The organism is Mycoplasmopsis gallopavonis (assembly GCF_900660635.1).
Taxonomy (GTDB): Bacteria; Bacillota_I; Bacilli_A; order Mycoplasmatales; family Metamycoplasmataceae; genus Mycoplasmopsis; species Mycoplasmopsis gallopavonis.
The window spans coordinates 395,838-416,326 of record NZ_LR215031.1; the positions used below are offsets into that span (position 1 = coordinate 395,838).

At 28.4% G+C, this 20,489-nt stretch carries 18 protein-coding genes and 2 tRNA genes; 14 read left to right on the plus strand and 6 right to left on the minus strand.

Translation table 4 applies throughout. The annotated features are described in order from the left end of the window. Positions 1-156 precede the first annotated feature (156 nt). The 13 genes from EXC53_RS01565 to EXC53_RS01625 all read left to right on the plus strand — a co-directional run bounded on the left by EXC53_RS01565 (position 157) and on the right by EXC53_RS01625 (position 11,520). Positions 157-1,005 carry a PTS glucose transporter subunit IIA gene (locus EXC53_RS01565; RefSeq protein WP_119572045.1) on the plus strand — a complete coding sequence of 283 codons (849 nt, stop codon included), beginning with the start codon at positions 157-159 and terminating at the stop codon, positions 1,003-1,005. Positions 1,006-1,565: 560 nt separating this feature from the next. Further along, positions 1,566-2,339: a F0F1 ATP synthase subunit A gene (locus tag EXC53_RS01570; protein ID WP_223214503.1), complete on the plus strand. Its 774-nt coding sequence runs from the start codon at positions 1,566-1,568 to the stop codon at positions 2,337-2,339. Between the two features lie 56 nt (positions 2,340-2,395). After that, a complete protein-coding gene (gene atpE / locus EXC53_RS01575; RefSeq protein ID WP_119572042.1) occupies positions 2,396-2,719 on the plus strand; it encodes an ATP synthase F0 subunit C in 324 nt (107 codons plus the stop codon). A 6-nt stretch (positions 2,720-2,725) separates the two neighbouring features. Beyond that, the gene (gene atpF, locus EXC53_RS01580) at positions 2,726-3,286 is read left to right on the plus strand and encodes a F0F1 ATP synthase subunit B (protein ID WP_119572041.1); all 561 of its coding nucleotides are present in this window, start codon (positions 2,726-2,728) and stop codon (positions 3,284-3,286) included. 2 nt (positions 3,287-3,288) lie between these two features. Beyond that, complete coding sequence (gene atpH / locus EXC53_RS01585; RefSeq protein ID WP_119572040.1) at positions 3,289-3,843, plus strand: ATP synthase F1 subunit delta; 555 nt, start codon at positions 3,289-3,291, stop codon at positions 3,841-3,843. A gap of 3 nt (positions 3,844-3,846) precedes the next feature. Further along, entirely contained in the window at positions 3,847-5,415 is a 1,569-nt protein-coding gene (gene atpA, locus EXC53_RS01590) for a F0F1 ATP synthase subunit alpha (protein WP_119572039.1), read from the plus strand. Beyond that, positions 5,415-6,266 (plus strand): ATP synthase F1 subunit gamma, encoded by an 852-nt coding sequence (gene atpG, locus EXC53_RS01595; protein ID WP_119572038.1) that lies wholly within the window; start codon positions 5,415-5,417, stop codon positions 6,264-6,266. The genes atpA and atpG overlap by 1 nt, the downstream gene beginning before the upstream one ends. A 12-nt stretch (positions 6,267-6,278) precedes the next feature. Beyond that, entirely contained in the window at positions 6,279-7,715 is a 1,437-nt protein-coding gene (gene atpD, locus EXC53_RS01600; RefSeq protein ID WP_119572037.1) for a F0F1 ATP synthase subunit beta, read from the plus strand. Between the two features lie 2 nt (positions 7,716-7,717). Beyond that, positions 7,718-8,134: an ATP synthase F1 subunit epsilon gene (gene atpC / locus EXC53_RS01605; RefSeq protein ID WP_119572036.1), complete on the plus strand. Its 417-nt coding sequence runs from the start codon at positions 7,718-7,720 to the stop codon at positions 8,132-8,134. 71 nt (positions 8,135-8,205) lie between these two features. Beyond that, positions 8,206-9,051: an MAGa3780 family membrane protein gene (locus EXC53_RS01610; RefSeq protein ID WP_119572035.1), complete on the plus strand. Its 846-nt coding sequence runs from the start codon at positions 8,206-8,208 to the stop codon at positions 9,049-9,051. After that, a complete protein-coding gene (locus tag EXC53_RS01615) occupies positions 9,044-9,562 on the plus strand; it encodes a hypothetical protein (protein ID WP_119572034.1) in 519 nt (172 codons plus the stop codon). Before EXC53_RS01610 ends, EXC53_RS01615 begins: the two co-directional genes overlap by 8 nt. Positions 9,563-9,580: 18 nt before the next feature. Continuing rightward, entirely contained in the window at positions 9,581-10,795 is a 1,215-nt protein-coding gene (locus EXC53_RS01620; RefSeq protein ID WP_129724594.1) for an IS3 family transposase, read from the plus strand. Then, the gene (locus EXC53_RS01625; protein ID WP_119572362.1) at positions 10,789-11,520 is read left to right on the plus strand and encodes a hypothetical protein; all 732 of its coding nucleotides are present in this window, start codon (positions 10,789-10,791) and stop codon (positions 11,518-11,520) included. The genes EXC53_RS01620 and EXC53_RS01625 overlap by 7 nt, the downstream gene beginning before the upstream one ends. A 33-nt stretch (positions 11,521-11,553) precedes the next feature. Here EXC53_RS01625 and EXC53_RS01630 read toward each other — a convergent pair whose 3' ends face one another. From EXC53_RS01630 to EXC53_RS04185, 4 genes are all read right to left on the minus strand, one after another. After that, positions 11,554-12,768 carry an IS3 family transposase gene (locus EXC53_RS01630; RefSeq protein WP_129724563.1) on the minus strand — a complete coding sequence of 405 codons (1,215 nt, stop codon included), beginning with the start codon at positions 12,766-12,768 and terminating at the stop codon, positions 11,554-11,556. 175 nt (positions 12,769-12,943) lie between these two features. Next, complete coding sequence (locus EXC53_RS01635; protein WP_119572166.1) at positions 12,944-13,159, minus strand: hypothetical protein; 216 nt, start codon at positions 13,157-13,159, stop codon at positions 12,944-12,946. 33 nt (positions 13,160-13,192) lie between these two features. Beyond that, a complete protein-coding gene (locus EXC53_RS04180) occupies positions 13,193-13,357 on the minus strand; it encodes a hypothetical protein (protein WP_165260984.1) in 165 nt (54 codons plus the stop codon). 17 nt (positions 13,358-13,374) lie between these two features. Beyond that, the gene (locus EXC53_RS04185; protein WP_165260987.1) at positions 13,375-13,521 is read right to left on the minus strand and encodes a hypothetical protein; all 147 of its coding nucleotides are present in this window, start codon (positions 13,519-13,521) and stop codon (positions 13,375-13,377) included. Positions 13,522-13,820: 299 nt separating this feature from the next. Between EXC53_RS04185 and EXC53_RS01640 the strand changes: the two genes are divergently transcribed. Next, the gene (locus tag EXC53_RS01640; RefSeq protein ID WP_129724596.1) at positions 13,821-20,135 is read left to right on the plus strand and encodes a GA module-containing protein; all 6,315 of its coding nucleotides are present in this window, start codon (positions 13,821-13,823) and stop codon (positions 20,133-20,135) included. Between the two features lie 134 nt (positions 20,136-20,269). On the opposite strand, the gene EXC53_RS01645 is transcribed toward EXC53_RS01640, so the two are convergent. After that, positions 20,270-20,345 (minus strand) — tRNA-His (locus EXC53_RS01645). A 59-nt stretch (positions 20,346-20,404) separates the two neighbouring features. Further along, a tRNA-Trp gene (locus EXC53_RS01650) sits at positions 20,405-20,478 on the minus strand. Between the last annotated feature and the right edge of the window lie 11 nt (positions 20,479-20,489).

Consider the following 20,489-nt stretch of genomic DNA (forward strand, 5'->3'; position numbering starts at 1 on the left):
AAATACCGAAAATCTTTCGGTATTTTTTTATTTTTTAAGAATATGGAATTTTTACCACAAAAAACCTTGCTTTTGCTTCTTGTCCTCTTATATTGTTAAAATTTAATATAAAATTTATTTAACTTATAATAGTTTGTAAATTTCAAAGGAGAATTCATGAAATTAGTAGAAAAAGTAGAATTACTTTTAGATCAATGCCATGCAGACCAAGCTGTACCAGCAGAAATTAAAGAAGTAGTGACAGCTTTTGGTGGAGTTAATAATATTTTAGCATTTAACAATAGTGTTTCAGAACTTAGATATGATGTTAAAGATTTAAGTGCTGTTAATCAAGAACAACTTAAAGCATTAGGAGCTACAAAAGTAACTATTTTTGATCGTGAAAAACACGTTCAAGTATGTTTTGGAATCGGAACAGAAAAACTTAACAAGTTAATTAAGTTTTTTGCTCCAAAATTAAAAGAAGAACAATCAGAACATGTTGCTCAAGAACAAACAGAAGTAGTTGATAACTCACATTCAAAATCAACTAATGAAGTTCAAGAACTTGTTGTTTTAGCACCTGTTGCAGGACAAGTTGTGGCTTTAAATTCACTTAATGATGGAGTTTTTTCAGAAGGACTTGTAGGTAAAGGGTTTGCAATTGCGATGGATCTTAATCAAGGTAAAATTAATGTTGTTGCACCTTTTGACGGAAAAATTTCAATGTTACCAGCAAGTAAAAATCAATTAATTTTTACAGCACCTTGCGGAGCTGAAGTTGTAATGTTACTCGGACAAGATAGCCACAAATTAGATGGAATTGGTTTTGAAGCTCATTTTGGATTAAATGCAAGTGTAAAACAAGGTGAAACTTTAATTTCACTTGATCTTTCAAGATTTGCAGCTGAAAAAATTGATAATCATTTAGTTTTTGTTGTAACACCAGATTCAAAACTTCAAACAATTGTTGAATTAGGTCAAACAGCAATTGCTGGTCAAAAATTATTCAAATTAGCAAAATAATTTAAGCTTAGTTTTCTAAGCTTTTTTTGTCTTTAAATTTCATTTTTATAATAATTTAAATTATTATAAAAAAATTACTTTTTTATATTTTATTATGTTTATAAAGTTATAAAATAACTATAAGCAAAAACCAAAGGAGACTATGTTTTTAAAAAAGTATCAGAAAAATTATGAAAGATGTTTTTGATTTTTTTTAACATCTTTTTCACTTATTTTTTTAATTGTTTTCAAATGACATAATGGTTTATTTTTTGGTTATGCTATCGGTGGACTAATTAGTTACTTATTTTATAAACTTAATTGAATTACTTCAGGCTGAATTTTAACAACCACAAATAAAGTATTTCGTTATATTTTTTACTTTTTCAAGTCCTTTTTTATTTTTTTGGTCCTTGGAATTGTTTTTTATTTAAGCATTTTTGTGATTAATTCAGCATATTTAGTAAAACACCCAAATAGTGTGATAAATGATTTTTATAAGTTTAATCGACCAATTAATTTCATTACATTAATGACTGGTCTTTCTTTGAATTTTATCACGATTATAGTTGTTAATCTTTTTGATTTTCTTCAACGAAAATCAAAACATAAGAAAGGAGAATATGGACGAAATACTTAGACATTTCTCTGATTGAAATCAACCACAGCTGCTTTCTTTGGTTGTGACAGTAATCTTGATTTTCGCAATGTCTTTAACTGCTTTTATTAAGATTAAACAAGTAAAACCAAATGAAGCTCCCAAAGGTGCTGCATATCTTGCGGAAGCTTATATTGGTATGATTGAGAATCAATTTACCGAAACTGTAGGTGAACGTAAATTACAAAGAGCCAAAGTTTATATTCTAAGCTTAGGAACATTTTTATTAATTGGAAATGCGGTTGCAATTTTTGGTCTTGATCCAATTGTAACTTCATATAGTGTTCCATTTACTTTAGCTTTCGCAAGTTGAATCGGAATTTTTGCAACAGGTATGATTTATCGTAAATGACGCTATTTAAAAGCGTTTATGAACCCACTTGATTTAATTGGGAAAATTTCTCCTCTAATTTCATTAAGTTTCCGGATTTACGGTAATGTTATTGGCGGAACTGCTGTTATTTTTCTAATTTACTCAATGCTTGCAGGTTTTGGGAACGCTTTACCAGGAGCACAAGGTTCAAGTGGTTTTGTGTTTTTAGCACCTATTATTGCTCCACCTTTACATTTTTATTTTGATATTTTTGGTTCAACTTTACAAGCTTATATTTTTACATTATTAACAACAATTTATTGGTTAGTTGAATCTGAAGAAGAAGAGCCAAAACCAAAAAGAAAAAGAGAATTCAAATTTTAAAAACTAAAGTTTCAAAATTACAAAACGAAACAGTTTACTAGAAAGAGGTATTTATTATGATTGAAAGTATGACAAATTTATTTGAAACAGCAGCAAACGCTGAGGTAACTACACAAGCTACACAAGCAGCAGCTCAAAGTGCAGCTAAAAGCCCATTACAACTCGGTTTAGTTGCAATTGGTGCCGGAATTGCGGCAATTGGTGTTCTTGGAACAGGTATTGGTCAAGGATACGCTGCTGGAAAAGCGTGTGAAGCTGTTGGAAGAAACCCAGAAGCGGAAAGTAAAATTCGTCTTATGCTTATTGTTGGTGCCGGAATTGCTGAAACAGCTGCTATTTATGCTTTCGTGGTTGCTTTACTTGTTAAATTCCTTGGATAATAACAAATGACAGCAAACTTACAACCTCTACTTGCCGAAGAAGCTCGCCCAAGTTTAAGCGAGAAATTCGCAAGTATTTTTCCATCATGACCAATAATGGTTGCAACTATTATTGCGTTTGTAATTGTCTTTTTGTGTCTTTATAAATTAGTTTATAAACCAGTGAAACAAATGGTCAAAGCTCGGCAAGACTATATTCAAGCTAACATTGATGATTCATTAAAACAAAAAGAAAGTAGTTTGGAAAAATTAGAACAAGCAAATCAAAATTTAATAGAAGCAAGAAAGCAAGCTGATATTATTGTTGTCAAAGCTAAGCTTCGGGCAGAAAAAGTTTCAAACTTTTATACTCAAAAAGCCAAAGCTCAATCAAAACGTTTATTAGAGGAAACTCAAGTAGACATTAATGCACAAAAACGTGAATTTGAGGAAAATTCAAAAAAATATGTTGTTCAAGTTGCAACAGAATTAGCTAATAAAATTTTAAAACGTGAAATTTCTTCAGAAACACAAGATCAAATTATTAATCAATTCTTAAATTCAGAAAAAGAAGTTAGTGAGCTTTAATTATGTATATTAAACGCAATATCGCAGCTTACTCTGTTGCAATTTTTGACTTAGTTCAAGAAGAACATGCAATTCAAGCAATTCAACCTGAATTTGAAGAATTATTAGAAGTTTTAAAAAAACATCCTGAATTAGTTGATTATCTAGCTAATGATTTAATTCCTGAAAAAGAGCGTTTGGAAACAATTAAACTAGTTTTTCAAGATTTTCATTGAATTATTCGTAATACAATTGAAATTGTTTTTCAACGAAGAATGATTCAATATTTGAGAAAAATTTTAATTGAGTACTTAAAATTAGCTAATAAGGAATTAAAAATTCGGTTTGTTCGTGTTGTTTCAGCTTTTCCTTTATCAGAAGATCAATTAGAAGCAATTAAACTGAAATTACAAAAAGAATCACGTCGGACAATTGAATTAAAACATGATGTAGATCCAACTTTAATTAGTGGAATTCGAATTGAATCACGAACAGAAATTCTAGAAATGAATATTAAACATGATTTGGATACAATTCAAAAAATAATTTTAAAAGATAATAAAAAGAAAGGAAACTAGAATATGGCAATTCGTTTAGATGATATTTCTGCTATTATCAAAGATAGAATTAAAAATGTCGGTAACACTGCTGATCGTAGCGAAATTGGTCAAGTTATTTCCATTGGTGATGGTATTGCGGTAGTTTCTGGTTTAGAAAAGGTTAAAAACTCGGAAATTGTTGAGTTTCAAAATGGTGTTTATGGACTTGTTTTAAACTTAGAGGAAGAAACTGTTGGGGTTGCTTTATTTGGTGATGCAAATAGCGTTTCTGAAGGTGATACAGTTCGTAGAACTGGCGAAGTTATTTCAGTAAATGTTGGAGATGCATTGCTTGGAAGAGTTGTTGATGCTCTTGGGAATCCAATTGATGGAAAAGGCTCAATTCTTTCTGCGACTAAAAGCGAAATTTTCAAAGTTGCAAGTGGAGTTATGTCAAGAAAAGAAGTTAACCAACCACTTGAAACAGGAATTATTGCAATTGATACAATGATTCCGATTGGAAAAGGACAAAGAGAATTAATTATCGGTGATAGACAAACAGGAAAAACAGCTATTGCAATTGACACTATTATTAATCAAAAAGGTAAAAATGTTAAGTGTGTATATGTTGCAATTGGACAAAAAAATTCAACAGTTGCTCAAATTGTTCAAAAATTAGCTGATGTTGAAGCTTTAGAATATACTACTGTTGTTGTTGCAGGAGCAAGTGAACTTGCACCACAACAATACATTGCTCCTTATACTGGAGTTACAATTGCAGAAGAATGAATGGCAAAAGGTGAAGATGTTTTAATTGTTTATGATGATCTTTCAAAACATGCGGTTGCCTACCGTACCTTATCACTTCTTCTTCGTCGTCCACCTGGTCGTGAAGCTTATCCTGGAGATGTTTTCTATCTTCACTCACAATTATTAGAAAGAGCAGCTCGCTTAAATCAAAATTATGGTGGGGGTTCAATTACTGCTTTACCAATCATTGAAACTCAGCAAGGTGATATTTCCGCTTACATTCCAACTAATGTTATTTCAATTACAGATGGTCAAATTTTCACCAAAGAAAGTTTATTCAACTCAGGACAACGTCCAGCTGTGGATATTGGGTTTAGTGTTTCACGTGTTGGATCAGCTGCCCAAACCAAAGCGATGAAAAAAGTTGTTGGTTCATTAAAATTAGAATTAGCTCAATATAACGAAATGCTTGCCTTTGCTCAATTTGGTTCTGACTTAGATGATTCAACTAAAAGCATCTTGCAACATGGTGCAAAAGTTTATGAAATTTTAAAACAAGAACAATATTCACCAATTTCACAAGTTTTACAAGCAATGATTTTAATTGGAGTTAAAGAAAAAATTATTAATCCACTTCCAACAGAATACATGCATGAATATCGTGATGCAGTTCTTTCATGAGCACAACATGAAGGTCATCAACAATATTTAAACATAGAAGCTAGCGGAATTATTTCAGATGAAGATTACAAAATTATTGAACAAGCGTTAGTTCATATTGTTAAAGATATTATTGCAACCGTTCCAAATTATGATAGTAGAATGTACAAACCTCTACCAAGTCGTTTTGAAAATCTATAATGGCAAATTTAAATAGTTTAAAAAATCGAATTTCGGTTGTTAAAAATACTTCAAAAATCACTAATGCAATGCAACTTGTTTCGACTGCAAAGTTAAGAAGAATTAAAAATGAATTTGAAAGTATTGATTCTTATTTAGCATTATTAATTGATACATTCGATGAATTAATTTATCATGTTCAACCTGAAGATTTTTATTCAATTTTTCCAAAAAACAATAATACAACAGCAAAGCTCTACATTGTAATTACTAGCGATTTAGGTCTTTGTGGTTCTTATAATACTAATGTTATTAACCTTTTAAAAAGTAAAATTCAACCCGAAGATCAAATTATTGTGATCGGAACAAAAGGTTATAGTTTATTGCATTCAAGTTCACTAAAAGAACAAATTCTTTTTAAATACCTAAATTATGGAGAAAAAGTAAGTTATTCAATTGCTAATGAAATTACTAAAAAAGTTTTAGAAATGTATGCTAACGGAAAAATTAGTGCAATTGAACTTATTTATACTAAATTTGTTAATAACATTACCCAAGAAGCAGTTTCAAAACAACTTTTTCCACTCGAAATTCAACGGACAAAAGAAACTATTTCACAAGATATTGAATTTGAACCTAATTCAGAAGTAGTTTTAAAAAATTCAATTCCACTTTATATTGGAAGTTTAATTTATTGTCTTGGAAGTAGTTCTAAAATTTCTGAAATGGCTTCACGTAGAAATGCAATGGAAAATGCAACAAATAATGCTAATGATTTATCTGGACATTTACACTTACAATTTAACCGTGAGCGTCAAAGAGTTATTACACAAGAAATTAATGAAATTGTAGCTGGAGCAGATGCTACATAGAAAGGAGTAAAAATGATCAAAAATCAAGGTACAATTGTTCAAATTGTAGGACCAGTTGTCGATGTGCGTTTTGAAGAAGGCAAATTACCTAAACTTTTAAATGCTTTAAAAGTTGAACATGATGGTAAAATCTATACTTTTGAAGTTGCACAACATATTGGTGATGATACAGCTCGGACAATCTCAATGGTATCAACAAACGGTCTACAAAGAGGAATGAACGTTATTGATACAGGACATGCTATTTCTGTCCCTGTTGGAAATTCAGTTTTAGGTCGTATGTTTGATGTGCTTGGTAATCCAATTGATGAATTACCAATTGCAGAAGATGTTGAAAGATCACCAATTCATGCAGCAAGTCCAAGTTATGAAGAACAAAAAACTACTTCTGAAATTCTTGAAACAGGAATTAAAGTTATCGATTTATTAATTCCATATGCCAAAGGAGGAAAAATTGGTCTTTTTGGTGGAGCTGGAGTTGGGAAAACAGTTTTAGTTCAAGAATTAATTAATAACATTGCAACTCAACATAATGGTCTTTCTGTTTTTGCGGGAGTTGGAGAAAGAACTCGTGAAGGAAACGATCTTTACTATGAAATGAAACAAGCTGGTGTTTTAGATAAAACCGCACTAGTTTTCGGACAAATGAATGAACCACCAGGGGCGAGAATGAGAGTTGCTCTTTCAGGTCTTACAATGGCTGAATACTTCCGTGATAAACAAAATCAAGATGTGCTTTTATTTATCGATAATATTTTTAGATTTACTCAGGCTGGAAGTGAGGTGTCAGCTCTTTTAGGTCGTATGCCTAGTGCTGTTGGATACCAACCAACATTAGCAACTGAAATGGGTGCACTGCAAGAAAGAATTACTTCAACACGTAGAGGTTCAATTACTTCTGTGCAAGCTGTTTATGTTCCAGCTGATGACTTAACTGACCCTGCACCTGCAACAACCTTTACTCACCTAGATGCTAAGACTGTTTTAGATCGTGGAATTGCTTCACTTGGAATTTATCCTGCAATCGACCCTTTAAACTCAGCTTCTAGATTACTTGATCCATTAGTAGTTGGACAAGAGCATTATAGCGTAGCTCAAGAAGTTGTTGCAATTTTACAAAGATTTAAAGAACTTCAAGATATTATTGCAATTTTAGGAATGGGTGAACTTTCAGAAGAGGATAAGAAAATTGTTGCTCGTGCAAGAAGAATTAGAAACTTCCTTTCACAACCATTTCACGTTGCTGAAAAATTCTCAGGAATTCCAGGTTCATACGTTTCACTACCTGAAACAATCAATAGTTTTAAAGAAATTTTATCTGGAAAATATGACGAATATCCAGAAGATATTTTTAGATACGCTGGAAGCATCGAAGATGTTCAAGTTCGTTTTGCTAAGCTAGAACAAGAAGCAAAACAAACAACAAAAGAAGCAGAAAAAAGTAACTAATAATGGCTAAAGAAATTAAATTAACAATTACAACACCTAATGGAATTTTTTATGAAGGTACTACTGAGATTGTTTCGCTTCGAACTGCCTCAGGATACATTGGACTACAATCAGGTCGAACACCACTTTTTAGTAGTGTTGAAACTGGTAGCTTAATTATTGGATGAGAAAATAATCCTAGTTCAATCAAGTGTTTTATTGGTGGTGGTCTTGTTTACGCCGATAGTAACAAAATTAATATCATCACTGATGATATTACTGATGTTCGTCAAATCGATTTAGCACAAGCTGAAAGAGAACGGGATAAAATCAAACAACAACTTTCAAGTAAAAAAGACAATATTGATATTTCTAAACTTGAAATTAAGTTGAAAAAAACTTTATCACGAATTGAAACTTATAATCAATTTAATAAATAATAAAAAGAAAGACCTTCTAAATTTGGTTTAGAGGGTCTTTCTTACATATCTAAATTTTTAGAAGGAGACATATGCACCAGAACTATTTTGTTTATTTACAACAAAAATTAAATTCTAAACTTTTAAAAGCGTGCTTTTTTGGAGCAATTATTATTTTAATTATTTTACTTGTGAGCTTTTTTGTTTCTTGACACGAAGATGCAATGGTTGTTAAAAAAAGCTTTCAATCAATTAAGGAGAATAATTTAGATAGTGATAAATTAGCTCACCTTAGACTTTTACCAAATTTAAAAAATAATTTTTGACATCGTTCACTAACTTTTACATATTTAACTAATGCTTTTGTAGCTGTTGCGTTATTTATTTTTGTTTTTAGTAAAAATCAAAAACTTAAAAACATTATTTTACCACTTGCTGCAATTTATATCACTATTACTTTTGTAATCTTTTGAGGATTAGTTTTTCCAGCTTTATTCAAAAATAAAGACTGAACTTTCGGAAGATATTTTGCAACAATTAATGTTCATTTTATTAACCCATTATTTTACTTAGTTTTATTTTTCTTAACTTTCAAACAAATTTCAATTACTAGAAAAACAGTTTTACTTGCTCCAATTCCGATGTTTATTTACTGAGTAGTTGCTTTAATGATTTATTTTATTGCTCTGCCAGCTGCAAAAGCAATTGAACTTCATAATCTTAATTCGATTGAAAAAGATGAGCTTCTTGGTTTAACAATTTATAAATTCTTAAACTTCCTACATCCTTTATTCTATAAAGAAAATAATATTTGAATAATTCTTGGTTTTAACCTTGCTATTTTAATAGTTGGAATTTCTTTTCCAATTTTAATTGGTCTTGGATATCGTTGAATTTGTAATAAGTATCACAAGAAAGCAAAACTTTACAATGAATAAACCAATTAAACATAATTTATTTATTGATTTTGAAGGAATTACACCGAATTTTATTGTTAAGTTACCTAAGTTTAAGAAAAATAATTACATCCAAATTCCATATTGTTTTACTATTGGTAAGGTAATTAAACATCAACACTTTATTTATAAAACAGTTTTTTTAAATTTAAAAAACTTTGATCGTCAAACATTTTTTCAAAAAGAATTAAAAGTCAAATTAGAAGAGGCGATTCATGAATTAATTGGCGAGGATACACCAATTAATGAGCAAACAGTTGCACTTTACGGTTGAAATAGTAATTTTGAGGATAAAGTAACGATGCAAGCTTTAAAATTACACACTAATTCTTATTTTGGAGATACCGGTATTGGTCTTGACACACTTCTTTCACAGTTAGATTTTCCCTTAAAAGATTATTTTGCTCCAATTCGAAATTACAAATTTAAAGATTCATTTAAAATTGATTTTATCAATAATCAAAAAACAGGACATTTTAAACTAGGACAATAAAAATTAACATTCCTTCGAATGTTAATTTTTTATATTTTTAAAGGAGAAAAAATGGGAAAACATTTTACAGAAGAACAAGAAAAAGAAATTTATAATACATTTTTTCAATTAGGTAAAAAGGATGCGATTGAACTGATGTATAAATATGGTGCAAAAGCAAAAGATAAATATGTGAAAGCGAGATTACGAAGAATATTAAAACATTATAATTTTAATATGAATAAAAAACCAAGAAAGCCTGGAACCGGTAGGTCAAGAAAAGCGAAAGAACAAGATATAAATTGAAACATTTTTACACGAGAAGATTTAATTGAAATTGCAAAAAGATATAGAGAAATTACAAAAGATAAATTTAAAACAGAGAAAGTTCAAGAGGCATCAAATATTAATATGGCTTCGTATAAACTTGCTATTTTGTTGTATCTTTGTAGACAAACAATATCCAAACATAAAAGAAATAATTTTGCTCCTAAAAATAAATCCAGAAAAATAAAGTACCAAGACTTGATTATTGATTCATTTAAACAAAATAGATCTAAATATGGTAGACAAAAATTAAAATATTTTATCTTAAAGCACTATAAAATAGACATAAACGAAAGAACTCTAGGAAGATATATGAATGCCTTAGGTTTATTTTGCAATGTCAGAAAAAGAAAAAAACTAAAAGAATCAAAGAACACATCTATCATAAAAGAAAACATTGTTAATAGAGATTATAATGATGTATATAACAGAAATATATACGCTACTGATGTAACATATCTTCCAGCGACAAAAGATGCAATAAACAATAATGTTTATCTTTCAGTAGTAATTAAACATAAAACTAAAGAAATAATTAGTTTTTCTCTTTCCAAATTTAATGATTCAAAATTAATTTACAAAACATTTGAAAATGTTGATTTTGAAAAAAGTTTTATACTACATTCAGATCATTGCTCAACTTATACATCTGATGATTTTTCTCGTTTTATTCAAAATAAAGGTGGAATAATTTCGCTTTCAAAAGTAGGAAATAGTTTAGATAATAGAGTTGTGGAATATTGATTTTCAAATTTAAAAACTGAATTAATTAGAGATTTAAATATCAAAGCTATGACTTTGAATGAACTAGAAAAAGTGATATCTAATTATGTTCATTGATACAATAAATTTAGAATTCAATCATGTCTGAATTGAAAAACCCCATACGAATATAGTATGGGGCTATCCAATTTAATAAATTGTTAATTTTTTCTGTCCTAGTTTATTTAGCAGCTTATTTAGGTTTTATTCTGCTTGCTTACCAAAATAATCAAACTCAGTTTATTGATAATTTAGATTATGATGATATTTTACTTTTTAAAAAGATAATTGCAGAATACAACAAAAATGATGTTGCTAAATTGATTTATCTTGCGAAATTACCAACTCAAAGGGTTATTGGAGCTCTTGATAAACTCGCACAACTAAAAGAATTTAATTCTAAAATTAATAAAGCAACAAGTTTGGTAAATCGTTTAAATCAAGAAACTTTATTAATTCAAAAAGAAATCCAGATTCATGGTCAAGATTTGCAAATTGAAGAATTTTTAAATCGAATTTTAGGTTTTAAGAAAAAAACTGAAGCTCAAATTGCGAATGCCACAGAGCAAGATCCTAATTTATCTCGTTTAAAAAAGGAATTAAGTTTACAAACAAAATTAGAAAAAATAATTTTAAATTCTAAAATGCAAACCGGAACTTTAGCGGCTCTAAATGAATTTTATAATACCAAAATTAATCAAGCTCAGAATAATCTAGAAATACTTTATACAACTAAAAAAGAGTTTTTAGCAAACAAGAATTTTAAAGAAACTAACGAACAAACCTTAAAACAGACTACAAAAATCAAAGAATCTCAGGTTTTAACAAAACCAAAACAAATCAAACACAAGAAAAAGAGAAAATTTAAACGTAAAGAAATGCAAAAGTAAATAAGCCTTTATAGTAAACTAGGACAGAAAAAATTAACAATTTATCAAATTGGATAGCCCCATACTATATTCGTATGGGGTTTTTCAATTTAGACATGATTGAATTCTAAATTTATTGTATCAATTAACATAATTAGATATTACTTTTTCTAGTTCACTCAAAGTCATAGCTTTGATATTTAAATCTCTAATTAATTCAGTTTTTAAATTTGAAAATCAATATTCCACAACTCTATTATCTAAACTATTTCCTACTTTTGAAAGTGAAATTATTCCACCTTTATTTTCAATAAAATGAGAAAAATCATCAGATGTATAAGTTGAGCAATGATCTGAATGTAGTATAAAACTTTTTTCAAAATCCACATTTTCAAATGTTTTGTAAATTAATTTTGAATCATTAAATTTGGAAAGAGAAAAACTAATTATTTCTTTAGTTTTATGTTTAATCACTACTGAAAGATAAACATTATTGTTTATCGCATCTTTTGTCGCTGGGAGATATGTTACATCGGTAGCATATATATTTCTGTTATATACATCGTTATAATCTCTATTCACAATGTTTTCTTTTATGACAGATGTGTTCTTTACTTCTTTTAATTTTTTTCTTTTTCTTATATTGCAAAATAAACCTAAGGCATTCATATATCTTCCTAGAGTTCTTTCGTTTATGTCTATTTTATAGTGCTTTAAGATAAAATATTTTAATTTTTGTCTACCATATTTAGATCTATTTTGTTTAAATGAATCAATAATCAAGTCTTGGTACTTTATTTTTCTGGATTTATTTTTAGGAGCAAAATTATTTCTTTTATGTTTGGATATTGTTTGTCTACAAAGATACAACAAAATAGCAAGTTTATACGAAGCCATATTAATATGTGATGCCTCTTGAACTTTCTCTGTTTTAAATTTATCTTTTGTAATTTCTCTATATCTTTTTGCAATTTCAATTAAATCTTCTCGTGTAAAAATGTCTCAATTTATATCTTGTTCTTTCACTTTTCTTGACCTACCGGTTCCAGGCTTTCTTGGTTTTTTATTCATATTACAATTATAATGTTTTAATATTCCTCGTAATCTTGCTTTCACATATTTATCTTTTGCTTTTGCACCATATTTATACATAAGTTCAATTGCATACTTTTTGCCTAATTGAAAAAATGTATTATAAATTTCTTTTTCTTGTTCTTCTGTAAAATGTTTACCCATTTTTTCTCCTTTAAAAATATAAAAAATTAACATTCGAAGGAATGTTAATTTTTATTGTCCTAGTTTATAGAGGCTTTTTATTTTTGGCATTTATCAGATTTATTGAAGTTAAAAGAAAATATTTCTTTTTTGGAGACTAATGAACAATCAAGACTAAAAATAACCACAACAACATGTTGTGGTTTTTTTCTAACATTAAAAAATAAACCTAAGGCATTCTATATTTTTCTAGAATTCTTTCATTTATGTCTATTTTATAATGCTTTAAGATAAAATATTTTAATTTTTGTCTACCATATTTAAATTTATTTTGTTTAATTGAATCAATAATCAATTCTTGGTGCTTTAGTTTTCTAAATTTAATTCTAGGAGCAAAATTATTTCTTTTATGTTTGGATATTGTTTGTCTATAAAGAGACAACAAAATAGCAACTTTATACGAAGCTATATTAATATGTTATTCCTCTTCAACTTTTTCTATTTTCAATTTATCTTCTGTAATTTCTATATATCTTTTTGCAATTTCAATTAAATCTTCTCGTGTAAAAATGTCTCAATTTATATCTTGTTCTTTTGCTTTTTTTGGTTTTCTGTTTCCAGGTTTTCTTGGTTTTTTATTCATATTATAATTATAATGTTTTAATATTCTTTGTAATTTATTTTCACATAATTATTTTTTGTTTTTGAACCATATTTATACATTAGTTCAATTGCATGCTTTTTACCCAATTGAAAAAATGTATTATAAATTTCTTTTTTCTTGTTCTTCTGTAAATTTTTACTCATTTTACTCTTTTTAAAAATATAAAAATTAACATTCGAAGAAAAGTTAATTTTTATTGTGCTAGTTTATTTATAGAGACATTTTTTATTTTTGGTATTTATCAGATTTATTGAAGTTAAAAGAAAACATTTCTTTTTTTTTTTTTTTTTGGAGAAAATTTTTGTCGCTTAAATCATGCTTTTTTGGTTAAAAAAGTCTTATTAATTACCCTTTGGAGATTAAAATTATTGTTATAAAATTAGAGAGTAAAACAAGCTATATTTTTTAATACAGCTATAAATAAGATACAAAAGGAAAATTTATGAAGAAAAGTAAGAGAATTTTATTACCTCTTTCGTTAGTTCCACTTATTGGTTCAATCGGTGTTATTTCATTGACATCAACATCTGGAACATCATCTTTAAATAGTCAAGATAGAACAATAACATCACCAAATGAAATCAATTATATTAGCGGTGAGAATAAAACATTTAAAAATGTTTATAAAAATTCTTATTTCTATGACATGACTGGTGGTACTTCTAGCTTTGCATTTAGATATGATGCCGCACCACTTGTTGAAACTAAAATTAAGTCAGAACACGAATGAGATGAAGCTGTTCAAAACTGGACGGTGACAGTTAACAAAAACCCAACTTTCCCGAAAGGTTTAGATGGAGAATCAGCAACTTTCCATAATGGACCAACATGAGCTTCAAACCCAAGATTTGCAATTGCTGTTTCTAAAGGATTGGAAATTATTCCAAATAGTCTTGTGGTTGAGATCTGAAATCCATTAAAAGACGGTCAAGGTGCACCTGAATTTAGTTACACTTATGGCCAAAGAAACATGCCGATCACACAACCAGGTAAGCTTGAAAAATCATTACCAACTAGTTTTTGAAATGATGAAGCAAACTGAAGTAAATATAGCAAATCTTCTAAAGAAGCAAGCTTTTGAAACCTATATTTTAGTGATTGAGACTGATTTAGAGAAGCAGGTCACCAAAAAGGTGAAGAAAATATTGATTTAAACTATTGAAATACTTGAAAGAAAAATCAAGAAGCACCTATTCCAACTCAGGTTTGAGATGCTCTTCACTCATGAAACCAAATTGCTGCATTAACTTGAAATAAAAGTTATAACACTCCAATGCGTGCTGTTTTCTTAGAAACAGGTCGTAATCCAGGATGACAAAAAGATAGTTCATGAAATGCAATTGATAGACAATTCCAAGACAATATTCACTATAATGTTGGTGAAATTGTCGGAATTGATTATGATACAGGAAACTGAACTAGTGATAATATTTCTGTTCAAAACTATTTTGTAATTAAATTCCAAACACGTAAAAACAAAAAAATGTTAGTAATGAATAATCAATCACTAACAAAAGATAACTTAGGAAATAAAGCTTATGTTATGAGTGGTTATTCAACTTTTGACCACAACACTTATGTAGGTAACTGAGATTGAGAAATGGTTGATATTGATAAAAGATATCAAAACTACTCAGTTGACATTAAAGAAAACATTGCTAAAAATTCACCAAGTAATGACAAAAACCTTCCTAAATTAAATTTCACAGTAACAGGAAATAAAGATGGTCAGTCACGTACAATTGTTTCAACAGATTCAACAAATTTAAAAGGTGACAAGATCCAAATAAATAATGAAAATAGAAGTTCTCAAAAATCTTATTGATCAAGAAACTTCTCATCACTTTACATTGGTGATAGAGATACAAGTTTAGAAGACTTTAACTATTCTAAACAATGATGAGATGTTCGTAAGAATTGAGAATTATCTTATAAATATATTAATGACCTTGAAAATTACTGAGATATTAACATTGAAAAATCATGAGATGAATCTCTTGATAGGATGACATATACTCTTAATTATTACTTTAACGAATTAAAATACGCTAAAGTTCAAGCTAAAAAATATATTAATGAAAAACAATACTTAACTAATGCTCAAAAACAAAGTTTAATTCAAGAAGTTGAAAGAGCGACAAATGAGTCACAAATTGATGGAATTAAAACTAAAGCTGATCAATTAGATGATGCTCAAAAAACATTAATTGATACTTTTGAAGCTTTAAAAGCTGATGTTAAAAAGAATAAAAATTCTAAAAATTATAAATTAGCATCAGATTCATTAAAAAATCTTTATGATCAAATTTATCAAGAAGCAGAGAAATCTACTAATAAACAAAATGCAGAGTATAAAGATTTAGCAAAAGTTAATGAACTTACTCAAAAAATTAAAGATATTCAATTGGATGGACAAAGTTTCTTAGATAGTGCTATTGAAAAATTAAATAATTATCAATCAGTTTTACCAGCTAACCTTTATAACCAAACATTAAATGAAATTAATAGTGCAAATACAAGACAAGAAGTAACAAATGCTTTAAATAAAATTATTGATTTACTTCAAGTTTTTGATAACATGAAAAAAGCTCTTGCAGCAGGAAAAGAAGCACAAAAAACAGAAGTTTATAATAGTAGTGAACAAACTAAGAAAGATGAATTAAATAAAGCGATCGATCAAATTGAATACAAAATTGAAAGATTTTCTAAAATACAAACTTTAACACCTGAGCAATGAACTCAAATCAAACCTTCATATCAAGGTATGATTGATAAAGTTTATGATGCAATTGCTAATTTAAATGGGCTTAAAGATGCTCTTAAAAAGGAAATTAATAGTTATCCAGAAGAACTTCTTCCAAATGATGAAAAATCTAATTTAATTTCTAGAATTGATAAAGAATCGCAAATTGATACTGCTAAAATGAAGCAGTATGTTAAAGAGGCTTATGATAAAGCTTCGGATAATGCTAAAAAAATTATTGATAATCTCAATAACTTAACAGAAGATCAAAAACAAGAATTTAAAAACAAGGTAGATAAATACAAGGAACTTGGGAATAACGACATTACAGATTTAAAAAATCTTGTTGATGAAGCTAAGAAATTAAATAATTCACAAGGTTTTGATTATTCAAAGATAGACAATCTAACACACTTAACAGATAAACAAAAAGAATACTGAAAAGAGCAAATAAGATCCAAAGAATCAGAAGGGCTTGAAGCACAAAAAGTTATTTATCAAAAAGCAGTTACACAAGATAGTTTAATGTTAGATTTAGAAAATGCTGTTAATAGTATTAATAAATTAAAAGATGCTCATGATGTTTCATATGAAAAATCTTCAAACAAAGCAGAACTAGATACAGAACTTGCTAAAGCTAGTGAATATCTTAACAAACAAACTGCTACATATGTAGAAGATTCAAGCATTCAAGACTCAATTAATAAACTCAATACTTTAAAAGATAATTTAGATGGTAATATCCAAGATCTTAAAGCTAAAATTCAAAATCCAGAAGTTGTAAAACTTTTAGATGACAAACAAAGAAAAGATGTTGCTGCTTTAATTACAGCTACAAAAGATAGCGAATTAACAAATGAGATGTTAATTAAAGCTGATCAAGCGATTATTCGTGATGATAAATTAAAACTAACAACAGAGCTTGTTAAAGCTAAAAATAATGGTTTAGACCATGAAAGCTATAATCAATTTAAAAATACAATTAGCAATTTATCTTTAGATAAAAGTCAAAATCCTTGAGATAAAGAAGCGGCCGACTTGCTTGCTAAACTTCAAGAAATTAACGCAAATCTTGAAGCAATTAAAGCTAAAAAAGCAGAATTAAATACAAAATTAGCCGGAAATACTTGACAGTATTTAAATCCTGCTCAAAAAGCAGATTTCAAACTTCAAATTGATAAAGCAAGCACACTTGAAGGTTTAAATGCATTAGAATCTAAAATTACTAAAATTGATACTAAAATGAAAGAATTGAAAGATACAATTGATAAAATTGATTCTACATTAAAACCAACAAATGCAGATTTTACAAATCCTGAAACTATTACTAATACTGATTACACATTAGCAACTCAGGAATCATTTAAAACTAATTATGTAAAAGCGTTACAAGACGGACATAAAGGTTTAATTTCAAATGAAGATGCTCTTGATAATGCAGAAATTCAAGAATTAATTGATGGAATTAAAAATTCAACAGCTGCTCTTGATGGAAATGAAGCTTTAGCTGCTGAAAAAACAAAAATTAATACAAAAATCGATCAAATTCCTGATTCTAGTTTATCAGCTACTGATAAAGCAAAATTAAAAGAAAAAGTTAACCAGGCAACTACTATTGCTAATCCTAATTCATCAAATGAAGGAACAAACTTTCAAAGTACTGATTCAATTAATAATTTAGTTGATAAACTAGTACAAGAATTAGCAAAATTAGCAACTAATGTTGCTGAAAAAGAGACAGTTAAATCTGGTGAAAACTACCAAGGTTCAGCACAAGAATTAAAAACAAATTATGATAATGCAATTTCACAAGGTGAACAAGCATTGAATAATACAAATAAATCATCAAATGATAACTGAGATGCTGTTCTTAAAGATCTTGAAACTAAAAACACAGCAATTTCTAATGCTAAAAACGCTTTAAATGGTGATACTCAATTACCTGCTAAAAAACAAACAGCACAAGCTGAAATTGATCAATTAAAATATTTAAATGACGCTCAAAAACAAGCTCTCAAAGATGAAATTGGTGCTGCACAAGACTCTAATAGCGTAAATGGAATTGTTGCTAAGGCTAAAGAATTAAATGACGCTATGAAGGAATTAATTGACGCACACGATAAACACAATGGTCGTGCAGCAGATGAGGCAAAAGGTCTTGAAGCAATCGGAGAAAAACGAAGTGAAACTCCAAAATTCAAAAACGCTACAAACCAAGCATCTTATCTAAATTCATTAAAAGAAGCTGAGAAAATTATTCAAGCACTTGATAAAACTGTTGTTTTAGATCCTACAAAAGTAAAAGAACTAGCTACATCAATTGAAACTAATTATCAAAATTTAAATGGTGAACAAAACCTTGATGCTTACAAAAAGAAAGCTATTGATTTAATTAATAATAGCTTTAATAATCTAAATCAAACACAAAAGAACTCATTAATTGCAGAAATTAATAATGCACAAAATGAGGAAGGTGTAACTAATGTTTTAGTTAAAGCTAAAAAAGAAAATACTCAAATGGGAATTTTAAATGAAGAAATTCATAAAGCTAACATTAGAAAAGAAAGTGCAGAATTTAGCAATTCTTCAGATGCTTCAAAAGGAAGCTTTAACGACGAACTAGCAAAAATCCAAAATCAAGCTACAAACAATAATTTACAGGCCGAAGAAATAGTTGCACTAATTGAAAAAACCAAAAACTTAGCTTTAGATGGAAAAGAGCGTTTAGATCAAAAATTAGCTGAATTACAAAACAAAGTTAATGAAGCCAAAGAAGTTCAGAAAACTGATAAATACAACCAAGCTTCAACAGTTGATAAAAACACTTTAAATAACACAATTAGTGAAAGTGAAGAAAAAATTGCTAATCCAAACTATAGCAAATTAACTATTGAGGATGTACAAAAATTAATTGAGAAACTTGAAAAAGCTAAAAACAATATTTTAGCCGATAAAGATACTCTTAATGAAGAAGAAATTAAGAAGATGGAAAATCTTAACGATCAAGAAAAACAACAATTAATTGATGAATCACGTAATGCTAACGGAAACGAAGCAAAACAAGAAGTGATTGATAAAGCAAAAGATCTTAACGATCAAAAGCAACAAATCATTGATAAAATTAAAGAGGCTCAAAATTCAGGTTTAAATAATGATGAAGCTAACAAATTAATTGATGAAGTGAAAAAGACAAACGGATTAACTAATCCTGAAAAATTAACTGAACTTGATCATAAAATTAGCGATCTTTTAGATAAACTTCGTGAAGTTGAAAGAGATTTAAATAAATTAAATCCTTCTTCTACAAACGATAAATTAGATGAAATTGCTCATAAAATCGAAGATTTAAAAACTCAAAAGGTTAATACTGATCAATTTACAAGAGCTCTTGATAACTTCAAACAAATGCAATCATTTAATAATCTTTTAAAAGAATTTGAAGCAACAGATTATGGTTCAAATAAATATGAAGAATTAAAAACACAACTTAATCAAAAAGTCGCTAAATTAAAAACTATTGATAATAACTACACTAATAATCATCTTGCACAAATTGCTCAAACAATTGGTGATAATATAGATAAAGATCTTACTAATTATGAATTAGATCTTGAACTTATTGAAACAATTAAGAATAACGCTCAATCACAAGAATTATTAAATAAAATTGAAGATGCCAAAGCAAAACATACAAATCGTTTTGAACATTTAATTAATCAATTACTTGACGATAATCGTTACTTTAATGTTGTTGCAAAAATCCGTAAGAATGAAAATCTAAATCCAGAAGATCAAAAAATATTAGATAAAGTTAAAGCATCTGCAAAAGAAGATAATTTAGTACCAGTGATTAATTCATTACTTCAAAAAGATTTTGATAAAGTTAAAACTCCTGAAGATAAAAAGAAACCATTTGAAGGACTTAGTCCATGATGATGAGTAATCTTATTCGTTGCAACTCTTGGTTTAGGTGCATTAGGAGTTTATCTTTACACACAAAAGAAGAATTCATAATTTGATAACAAAAAGTTAGAACAGTATTTCTAACTTTTTTCTTTACTTTTGTAATAAGAGAGTTTAATTACTTTTTTTTTTTTTAAAAAAAAAAAAAAACTTACATTAAGTAAGTTTGGACACTTTTTGTGAAATGGGGCGATTGACGGGATTCGAACCCGCGAATGACGGGACCACAACCCGCTGTGTTAGCCACTTCACCACAATCGCCATATTTGTATAAATATTATATACAAAAAAGTTAAAACTTCAAGAAAAAAATTATAAATTGGCGGGGGTTAAAGGAATCGAACCCTTATCATTGGTTTTGGAGACCACTATATTGCCATTATACTAAACCCCCAAGTAAATTCG